The sequence below is a fragment of the Paraburkholderia haematera genome (assembly GCF_905220975.1).
Classification (GTDB): Bacteria; Pseudomonadota; Gammaproteobacteria; order Burkholderiales; family Burkholderiaceae; genus Paraburkholderia; species Paraburkholderia haematera.
In genome coordinates, this window is record NZ_CAJNBK010000014.1 from 143422 (window position 1) to 153981 (window position 10560).

The following is a 10560-nucleotide window of genomic DNA, read 5'->3' on the forward strand; positions in this document are numbered from 1 at the left end:
GCGATCAAACAAACGGCAACTCAAGACCCCGCGCGAAACTCAATGCGCCGGTTGCGTGCGCGTCCGTCGTTTGTATCGTTCGATGCGATCGGCTGATCCGGGCCAACTCCTGTGGTCGTCATTTGTTCGGGCGGGATGCCCTTGGCGACCAGATAGCCCTTCACCGCGTCCGCCCGCGCCTGACTCAGGGCGATATTCGAGGTGCGATTGCCCGAGTTGTCGGTATGGCCGATGATCGCCACCGTCCTGGTCTGCATCTTCGAGAGGACTGCCGCCATCTGATCGAGAATCGCGCGGCCTTGCGGCGTGAGCGTCGCGCTACCCGTCTCGAACTCGATCGTGCGATTCGCCAACGTCTGATCGAGCAGGCCTTGTTCGGACGCACTGACGCGCAGGCCGTTCCTGATCGTGTAGGTCGGATTCAGTGCATTCGCCATATCGCTTGCGAGCTGCTGGCGCTGCGATTCGTTGCGCACTTCACCTTTCACGTCGATCTGCGTGCCGTCGATCTTCAACTGGCCTTTGCTGATCTGCTTCAACTGCGGGCCGATCAGCTTTTGCACGTTGGCGGACCAGTTCGGCGGCGTCGCGACGTCGGCGACTTCGATCTGATCGACCACGTTGGCCGCGCCGTAGGTGTCGCGCAGACGCGCGAGTACCGCGGCCTTGGTTGCTTCATCCGGCACTTTGCCGCCTGCCACGACCTGGCCCGGCGTTGCATTGGCGGGCGGCGGCGACGCGCTGATCGCGCCGGTGCCGGCGCCCGTGGTGCCGCTGGCGAGCCCGGCCGTATTGACTGCGGGCCCGGCATTGCCCGGTTGTGCCGAAGAAGACGCGGGAAGAATGGTCGTGCGAATGGCGACGCCGCTGTTGTCGACCGGCGTGACGCGTGCCGGGCCGTCGTTGTCGGCATGGGCGAGGGCGCTGATGAGAAGGCCCGCCAGCAGCGAGGCCATGCGCGTGTGCTTGCTCAACATCGTGTCACGCTCCCGTGAATGCTTCGCGGAACGTGTCGATGCTGACACGCAACGACAGTTGCGGTTGGTCGAGGTAGCTGACGAGCTTGCTGATGCCATGATCGTTTTGTGCGTGTTCGTCGATCCACTCGGGATCGTCGATATCGATGTTATGTGCCGCGTACGCCTGCGGATCGACCACGCTATGCAGCGTTTTGGCCGAGGCGCCGTTAAAGCCGATGATGAGCCGTTCGCGCTCGGCAATCGTGCCGATAAAAATCGCCAGTTCGAAATCGGCCTGCGAAACGAACGGTGCGATCAGCTCGAGCCAAAACGCGGCGACTAGCGAGCGATAGAACGGATCGTTCGGCAACGGCAGGGTCAGCCCGCGTTCGAGATGCGACGAACCGCTCTGCATCACCGGGCGCAGCAGCGAACCGAGTGCCAGCATCGCCCCGCGCAAGCGCACCGGATGGCCGCTCGCCAGCAGCATCTGTTCGAGGCCGGAGAGGGTCTGATGCTCGACGAAGTCGTTGAAGGTGCCGTCGTGCGGATTGCCGGGGCCACCGCCGATTTCGATAGGCACTTGCGTTTCGCCGAGCGCCTGGAGCGCACCGGCCGGCTCGCCCACGCCAAGTAGCGGCTTCATCTGCGAGGCAATGCGCGACCACAGGCGCGCAAAGGCCAGCGGGCTGTGCGCCAGAAACGTCAGCGGTTTTTCAACTTCCAGCGCGGTCGCGGCAAGAAACGGAAAACGGCGCGACGATTGATCCTGGCTCGCCACCATATGCCCGGCGATCGCCAGCTTGCTGCGCGAACCGAGGAACGCGAAGTGCATCGGCTTGGCGTTTTCGTAGACGATCTTCCAGCGCGGATCCTCGGTGAGCAACTCCATGGCCTCAGCGATCCAGCGATCGAGCGTGGCCAGCAACTGCGGGTTATGCGCGCTTTTGACGAAGTCGCCGCGCGACGGAATCTTGCCGAAATAGGCGATTTGCGCCTGCACGGTTTGCGTCATTGCGCACCCCCTGTGTTCGAAACCGCGGCGGCGGCCGTCGCCGGCCGTGCCGCTGGTGAGGCCGGCGTGGCGCCCGCCGTTCCTGTTGGGCCCGTTGAAACCGCTCCACCCGCAGCCGTTGCATTAACCGAGTTCGCCGCCGCGCTCACATCCGCCACCGAGGAAGGCAGCCGCAAGCCGCGCAAGCTTTGCTGTTGCGGTGCGTCGCTGCTGCCGCCCGAGGCCTGCGACGTGCTGATGATGCGCATGCTGACCGCCACCGTCACGTTGCCTTGCGTCCACGAGAGATCGAAGGTGCCGTCAGGACGGCGCTTGCGCTGCGCCGAATTGATCAGCTTCTCCAGACCGTAGCGGCCCGGCTCGTTGACCAGTTGCAGCGTGCGGCCGTCGAAAGTCGTCGCATTCAGTGTCGCGCCAGGTGAGCCCGACGGATTCGGCCACACGAAGTTGGTCCACTGCGGCGGCGTATTGCGGTAACGCATCTGCTGACCGTCGATCGCGAGCGTGTATTCCGTGGTACCGCTGCTCGGCTGCGGCAGGATCTGGAACACGGTCTGCGGTTCGGCCGAGCTTTGACCCGACGAGGCCGCTGCACCGCCGGCGAGCGGCGCCACCCAGCGCGCGAAACCGCTGGTGAAGTCGGGTGTCAGCGCGAGACCCATATCGCCCCATGTGCGTGAGGTCAGCGTGTCGCCGCGGCGCACCGCGAGCGGCCCGAGCGTGGTGCCGACGAACTTGGCGATCGCGCCGTCGGGCCCGAACACCTGGGCGATTTCACCGGCGCCGGCTTCGACCTTCGCATCGCTGGCAAACGGATACTTGTTCGCGAGCGAGCTCTGGAAGGTCTGATAGACCTGTGCGTTCCACACCTTGTTGACTTCGACGCTGGCCGGCTGGATCACCACCGCATACGCTGCCATCAGCGGACGCACCAGCAGCGGGCGCAGTGCCTTGCGTTGCGAATCGGTGAGGCCCGTCAGCATCTGTTCGTCGACGTACTTCAGCGAATCGGCCAGCTCGGAGCCGCTGCCGTCGAGCGTCTGCTGCATCAACTGACGCGCGCCCGGTCCCGGATCGCCCTGGTTCTTGATGACATTGAAGCGCGTACGAACCTTCGAGAGCGTGTCCATGTAGCCCTTCAACATCGAGCCGTTGTCGCCGGAGACGACGATGCGGCCCAATGCCGAGAACTCCTGGCCGATCGGCCCCATCGGCACTTCAACCGGATTGCCGTTGATGTCGATGTTGGCGTTAATCTGGCCGGTCGGCGCACGCGAGAACCAGTTCTTGAACCAGCTGCTCACGCCAGTTTGCGCGCGCTTCAGGTTCGCGTTGAAGAGCGACGGGTTGTCCCACGAGGTCTGGTCGTACGCGGTTTCGAGCACCTTGCGGATCGGCGAATCCTGCGGATCGCCGAGACGGTTCATCGCATCCACGGCTTGACCGAAGCTGCCGAAGCTCTGCACGGCAATGCCTTGCATGAACTTCTGCCAGTGCATCGCGTACTCGGTTTTGTACATGGCGACGAGTGCTTTCTGGATCTGTTCCGGGCTGCCTTCCAGCGTCAGGTCGTCATGCGCCGAGGTGTTGAGCACCCAGTCTTTGGCCTGCAATTCCTTCGTGGCGGCATCGCGAATCGCCGGCTGCACGTACTGGAACCACGCTTCACGCGTGAAGGTGCCGGGGATCGCGTAGCTGCCGGCCACCAGCGCCGTATTGTTTTCGCCGACGATGCGAGCGATCGTCATCGGCGCGAAACGGGTTGACGCACGCGCCTTGATTTCCTCGTAGACACGCTGACGGGCCGGCATGCCGCGCACCACGCGGCGCAGGTTTTCACGGGTCTGGTCGACGAGGCCGAGGTTCTGGTCGATCATCGGCCAGTCGTTGTCGGATACGCGCGACAGATAGAAGGTGATCATGCGCTCGGCGCTGCGGATCATCTCGTCGCGGGGCATGTTGCCGCGATTCGTTTCGAGCCAGCCGCGCCAGAAGCGTGCGACCTGATCGGTCAGGTGAGCGGTTTCCACGTGACGCTTGTCGCTGAGCATCAGGTAGGTCTTGAGCGCGTTATACGCATCTTCGACATTGGTCGGCGAGGCGTCGCTATACAGGCCGCCCTGGCTGTTTGCCGCCATCGCGTTGTGCGCCGATACGGGAATCGGTGCGGCAGCGTCCGGATTGCGGTTCAGCGGCGCGAGCTGATCGGGGTGCGCGTTGACGTCCTTCAGGAACGACGCGAGATTCTGCGAGACCGGATCGAGCAGGATCTGGCGCACGCCGCTGTAATACTCGGTGAGCAGGTGCTGTTCGAGGCGGTCGCCTTGATACAGTCCGAGCGACACGGCCAGCGGCTTGTCGCGGCGGAATTGTTCTAGCTGGTCGATGCGGTCTTCCAGAATGTCCATGGCCTGCAAACGCGATTGCAGGTCGTTGCGGTTCTGCTGCAGGCGCACCACGTTGTCGAGGTCGGCTTTGACATTGTCGGCGAGCTGCTGATTGCCGATCGTCGACCACGTCCAGCCGCCGAGCGCCAACGCGAGCACCGCGACAAAGCCGAAGAACGTGGCATACCGCATGCGCGTCTTGGCGGGACTGGCGAACTGCTTGACGGTCTGCCGGTCGGCGAAGATCACCTTGGAGAACAGGTCGCGCAGGAAGAAACCGTTCTTCGAGAACGCGCTTTGCGGCTTGGGCAGGCTGTCCGCGGAGAGGCCGAAGCGGTTGGCGATGCGCGTGGCGGCGGCGCTGTTGGTTTCGCCTTCCTGCAATGCGCTCGTGAAGTAGAAGCCACGGAAAATCGGCTTGTGCTGGAACGGGTTGGTTTCGAACAGCGTGGCGAGGAACGCGCGCAATGCGGGCTTGATCGTCGAGAATTCGAGCGGAAAGCTCAACTGACCCGGCGAGAGCTTGTTGCCGCGGCTGATCGACATCTGCGCGACGCTGATTTCTTTCAGGCCGTCGTAAAGCTCTTCAAAGTGCTCGTCGAAGAGGCCAACCACATCGCGCTTTTCGTCGGGTTCGTAGGGCAGGGTGGCGCCCCACACGCGGTCGTACTCGTGACGCTCGCTGCCGCTGAAGAATTCGGTGAAGCCCGTGATCAGGTCGGCCTTGGTGAACATCACATACACCGGCGCGAACACTTCGAGCTTCTCAGTCAACTCCTGCACGCGCTGGCGCAGGTTCTTCGCGAGATTGATCGCGAACTCGGGCTTGCTGCCGGTCAACTCGGCAATGCTGGCCGTGACGATGATGCCGTTGATCGGCGCTTTCGGCCGGAAGCGTTTGAGCAGGCCAAGGAAGCCGAGCCATTCGGTGCGGTCTTCCTCGTGCACGGAATAGCGGCCGGCGGTGTCGAGCAGAATCCCTTCCGTGGTGAAGAACCAGTCGCAATTTCGCGTGCCGCCGATGCCGTGAATCACCGCGTTGTTCTTGTCGGCGAAAGGAAATTGCAGGCCGGAATTCAGCACGGCGCTGCTTTTGCCCGCGGCCGGGTTGCCGATCACGATGTACCAGGGCAATTCATACAGCGCCGAACCGCCGGACATCTGACCGATCTTCGAGGTCTTGATCGTTTTCACCGCATCCACGAGGCGCGTACGCAGCACGTCGAGTTCGGCCTGGCGCGCGGGCGTGGGCGCGGGGCCGGTTTCGGTCTGCTTCTCAGCCTGTTGCTCGAGCATTTCGCCGAGCTTGTTGTTCGCGCGCCGCGCGCGCAGGCGACGCACCACCCAGACCAGCAGCCATAGCGCGATCACCGCGCCGAGCACGATGGCAGGCCACATCGGGTCGATCTGCAAGGTATCGGCGCCGATGAATAAAACAGCAGCGAGCGCGAGCAAGCCGATGATCGAGAGCGTGCGTGTATGGGTCAACACGTTAAGAATGCGTCGCATAAGCCGTTCAGGTCTTGGTGATGTGTGTTGTGGCGCGTGTGTGGCAAACAGCATGACGCGAGCACGGGCAAAGTCTGCCGGCGCCGCGTTTGAAACAAAATGAAAGCATATTCAGGCGAAGGTGAATGCGGGCGAATTGTTAAATCCGCCATGGGATGTCCCGCCATTGGCGATTGGACAAATGCCGTTATGCACGCGGCATTGCCGCCTTTTGCCAGAAATATTGATTGAACGCCCCATTGCAACCTCTTTATTGCCCGCCTTGCCTTAATGACCGCGCCCCAGGACGAAACCGGGCTTGTGATATTCAACGTGCCCGAGATCCATCAATTTCCAGCGGCCACCCCACGTCAGGCCGACCTGTTCGGCCGTCTGTCCGTATAACTGATAGCCTCGCATGGCCCAGGGATCTTTTTCTGAAATGACGAGCTTGCCATCGCGCAAAAACGCGTTGTCCGCGGCAAGACCGTATTGGTGATAGCTCTGAAACGCTGCAGCATTCGTGACGTTGCCCCCCATTTGCGCCAGGCGGTTTTGCCGCTCCGGACTGCGATAACCTTCCAGCAATGCCATTTCATAGCCGTATTGCTCGTGCATGATTTTGTATACGAGCAACAAACGCGTTCTGAAATCGGCGTCGAGCAAATTCCAGTCGCGGCTCGCGTCTTTCAGCGCGGGCCGAATCTGCTCCACTTCCTGCGTTGCAAATACCTCGGGCGGCAGCGGCGGCGGGGGCACGAGCTGTTCGCCATTCAATAACGCGGCAATTTTCTCGTCCGGTACTCGTGCAGTGTCATCGAATTGGAATAATTGCCGACCGCGTAAAGCCAATGCCACCAATGGCGGCGTCGCAAGAATACCTGTGGTGGTAAAAATCAGCAAGCGCCGCTTTGCCAGTAACTTTTGCATATCGACTGCAGTCGATTGCGAAATTTTTGCCGAGCGCGCTAATTGACCGCGAGCACGTGATGCACCTTGCGATGCTCCACGCATAACGCGGCCATGAATGGCGAGTGCGGCGCCTAATAAAGAGGCGCGTACCGCCGGCAATAGCAGCATGGCGGCGATCACAACGGCAATGGCGAAATAGGCGAGAAGTACTACGGCAATCAAAGTCGACCCCGGAAATTGGAAACAATTGTATTTTGTAAAGCTTGCTCTTAGAATCAGGCCTGCTCGGAGAGGAGCCGGAACGGTATTATCACGGCGAAATAATCCAGGATTCAATGAGACAGTGAATGAGTGCGCCGGAAAGTTCGAATTCCAAAGCCCCACCTAGCCTGTTATCCGATAAGGCTAAGGGCGTTGACGCCAATGGTTCGCGAATTCTCGCGAATCTGGAAGGCCGCGTCGCGCCGCCTACCGACCAACCACGCCGGTCCAAAGCGCCGCTCGTGCTGGTCGCCTTGCTGGTGATCGCGGCCGGCGGTTGGGGTGCGTGGCATATGCAACAACGTGGGACGACCGAGTCGCTGGCTTCGGCTACGCCGGCCAGTGCCGAGAAGGCCGCCGTGCCGGCGTCCGCCGCCAGCGGTGCGCCACAGGTGACCGCGAAAGCGGAGGCACCGGCTGCGGCTTCGTCGCAAGCGGCGACGATTGTTGCTGACGACAGCGATAGCAAAACGCCTGCGGGATCCGCGAGTGCGCCCGCAAGCGGCGATGAAAGCCGCTTATCGCGCGCGCTCGCCAATGGCGCCGAGCCGAGCAACGCATCTGCACCGGTTGCGTCCGCAACGGCCGCGTCGGCGGTCACGGTGCCGGCGGCAAAGCACGGTAAGAGCGCAACGGCTGTCGCCAGCAATGCGAAACACGACACGGCGACGGCGACGCACGGCAAGAAGGAGACCGCGACCGCAAGTAATCATCACGCTAGCGCGCCGACCGCGGTCGCTCAAACAAAGAAACCGCGCACGGCCGGTAGTGCTTCGAAAGATGATTCGGATGCCGATCTATTGGCGGCACTCGTGGCACGAACCAAACCGGCCGATACGAAAGCCGCCGACGGCAGCACGGCCACCAAGGTCAGTGCATCCGCGACCCCTGGGAACGCCAAGTTGGCCGAACGCGTGAAAGAGTGCGGACAACGCGGCTTCTTTGAGGATCAGTTGTGCCGCTGGCGCGTGTGCGACGGACATTGGGGTAAAGACCCCGCTTGTCCGGGGGCGGCGCCTCAGGCGCGCCAGCCGTAAGTTCAGGTAATGTGCCGCGCGTCCTCGTGACTCGCGGCAACCAGGCTCGTATTGCGCGCGGCGTCTCACCATCGCCGACCTGCGCCTCATCTTCCGCAAACACGTCGATCCCGCGTTGCTTCGCGTCAAGCAACCGCGAGCCGCTCGTCGCCCGTGCAAAGCTGAATCGCAACTGGTTGCGCACTGGTAGATTGGCGGGGCTGTGACGTACGGTGGGGTGCCACGCGCTGCACTTGACGGCTTGTGCTGGTCAGCGATCCTGCCTTCGGTGGTGGGCGGCTGTTCGTTGGGTAGTCCAACGAATCTGGCGGCGGTGATCTCAATGCACAGACGGATCCACTTGGGGTGATCGTTTGCGACGCGGACGGTGGACGAATAGGTGGGTGTGAATATGAGGTTCGGGGCCAATGACGGTCAGTCGGTCGCTTACACCCTTTCGCCGCTGGCGGGTGTGTAGAAGAGGACGAACGTCAAACTCTTGGACAGTCCGAGGTTTTTCAATTTCTTCGTTGATTTCTTGACGCGTCTGGTGCCGCTGATGGTGAGGTTTCCGAACTAACGCGTCCGCGATGTTGCGGGCCTGTCTGAATCCCGCCTCAGGCGGGATGCAGGCCACGCAACAATTGACGGACGCGCGACAGGTCCTGATCGACGTGTTCGGTCTGCTCGAACAACTCCGCGAGCCAGTCGACGAAGGCACGCACGCGCGGCGACACACGGCGGTTCTTCACATACGCGACCGAAACCGGCATCGGTACGGGTTTCCATTGCGGCAGCACTTCGCGCAACAGTCCCGAATCGAGGTAGGGCTGTGCGGCGATTCGCGCGGGCTGGATCAGGCCCAGGCCTTGCAATCCGCAGGTGAGGTAGGCCTGCTCGTCGCTCACTTTGACGAAGCCTTTGACCTTGACGTTTTGCGCTTCGCCGTCCACTTCGAAATCGAAGTCGACTTCGCGGCCGTTATGCGGCGACATGCAATTGACGGCAGCGTGTCCGCGCAGATCGTCGAGGTCGGTGGGCGTGCCGTGACGGCCCAGGTAGGCTGGGCTGGCGCATGTTACGTGTTCTAGCGTGCCTAATTGCCTCGCGACCAGATTTGAATCCGGCAATTCGCCTAACTGGATGCTGCAGTCGATTGCTTCCGAGATCAGGTCGACCGTGCGGTTGCTGATGCCGATGGCCAGATCGAGGTTCGGATAGCGGGTGTGGAAGTCGTCCAGTGCCGGCAGGACGATGGCGCTCGCTACCGCGCCGGGCATTTCAATGCGCAGGCGGCCGGTGAGGTTATCCGTCGAGTGACGGAGGCTCGCTTCCATTTCGTCGATGTCGGCGAGGATTTGCGCGCAGCGTTCGTAATAGGCTGCGCCTTCTGGGGTGATGCTCAGGCGCCGCGTTGTGCGGGTTAGGAGGGCGGTGCCTAGCAGGGCCTCCAGGTTCTGGACGATGGTTGTCGCTGTCGCGCGGGGGATGTCGAGGGACTCCGCTGCGCGGGTGAAGCTGTTGGTGTCCACGATTCGGATGAATGTTCGCATTGCGGTTATTCTGTCAATCACGATTCAAACTCCTGTTGGTGTTGAGGGTGGTTTTTTGCCTTTGCGGCGGTGGGCTTTTCTTGGGCTGGTTGCCTGTTCGGCGGTTTTTTTGTTTGCCTGGGGCGTTGGCCTTTCCTTGATCTGGAATCTTTGGCCTTTCCTTGATTTGTTATTGGTTTATTAGCGTTGCCCCTGTGCGGGGCGGCACCTACTTTTCTTTGCCTGCCGCAAAGAAAAGTAGGCAAAAGAAAGCGGCTTAAACCGCCAGCTCATAAGCGGATCCCCAGGCTTGGAGGGGGCAGTGGTGCATCTGGAATCTGTGCTCTCGCACATTCGGCGTGAGTGACAAGGCCGTCATACTTCCGGCGGCGCTGCGCGCGCCGACGCGGTACTTTATTAAACAGTCGGTGTTATTCGATGCTCGCTGTACTTCACAAGGCTGCGTGCCGTACTTGATACTCGCGGCACTTCACCAACCCGCCTGCCGCATTTGATGTTCATGACACTTCAAAAGGCGGCTTGCCATTTCGGCACGCGCGGCACTTCGTATGCCGATGGTACGTTTGGCGTCGGTGGCAATTCTGAAGCGCTGGGCCCATTGGCATTTCGCCGAGGCGAAGCCGATGGCCCCTAACCACGCCCGAGCAAAGCCTCATGTTTTCGGAGGAACCTTTCCGGCGAGCACATCGTGCGAGGCGGGAAGCATGACAGCCTTGTCACTGACACCGAATGTGCGAGGGCACAGATTCCAGATGCACCACTACCGCGACTGTGCGGGGGACCCGCTTAAGAGCTGGCGGTGTGAGCCGCTTTCTTTTGCCTACTTTTCTTTGCGGCAGGCAAAGAAAAGTAGGTGCCGCCGGGGGTGTCCCGAATTTTGTGTAAACGGGTTTGTGTTTAACCCGGCACGAGCCGTTCTTCGAACTGGATGGTGAAGCGGTTCAGGGCTGCTTTCCAGTCCCGGATCGG

6 protein-coding genes are annotated in these 10560 nt (G+C 61.5%); 1 reads left to right on the plus strand and 5 read right to left on the minus strand.

Annotation, left to right across the window (positions count from 1 at the left end; translation table 11 throughout):
• Positions 1-20 precede the first annotated feature (20 nt).
• From KHO23_RS22780 to KHO23_RS22795, 4 genes are all read right to left on the minus strand, one after another.
• Positions 21-977, minus strand: a complete 957-nt coding sequence (locus KHO23_RS22780; protein ID WP_211613484.1) for an OmpA family protein — start codon at positions 975-977, stop codon at positions 21-23.
• Positions 978-981: 4 nt separating this feature from the next.
• A complete protein-coding gene (gene tagF / locus KHO23_RS22785; RefSeq protein ID WP_120295337.1) occupies positions 982-1974 on the minus strand; it encodes a type VI secretion system-associated protein TagF in 993 nt (330 codons plus the stop codon).
• Complete coding sequence (gene tssM, locus KHO23_RS22790; RefSeq protein WP_211613485.1) at positions 1971-5870, minus strand: type VI secretion system membrane subunit TssM; 3900 nt, start codon at positions 5868-5870, stop codon at positions 1971-1973. The genes tagF and tssM overlap by 4 nt, the downstream gene beginning before the upstream one ends.
• Before the next feature lie 267 nt (positions 5871-6137).
• Positions 6138-6983 carry a M15 family metallopeptidase gene (locus KHO23_RS22795; RefSeq protein WP_211613486.1) on the minus strand — a complete coding sequence of 282 codons (846 nt, stop codon included), beginning with the start codon at positions 6981-6983 and terminating at the stop codon, positions 6138-6140.
• A 125-nt stretch (positions 6984-7108) separates the two neighbouring features.
• Here KHO23_RS22795 and KHO23_RS22800 point away from each other — a divergent pair, with 125 nt between their 5' ends.
• On the plus strand, positions 7109-8059 hold the full coding sequence (locus tag KHO23_RS22800) for a hypothetical protein (protein ID WP_211613487.1): 951 nt from the start codon (positions 7109-7111) through the stop codon (positions 8057-8059).
• Positions 8060-8655: 596 nt separating this feature from the next.
• On the opposite strand, the gene KHO23_RS22805 is transcribed toward KHO23_RS22800, so the two are convergent.
• The gene (locus KHO23_RS22805; RefSeq protein WP_211613488.1) at positions 8656-9612 is read right to left on the minus strand and encodes a LysR family transcriptional regulator; all 957 of its coding nucleotides are present in this window, start codon (positions 9610-9612) and stop codon (positions 8656-8658) included.
• Positions 9613-10560 lie beyond the last annotated feature (948 nt).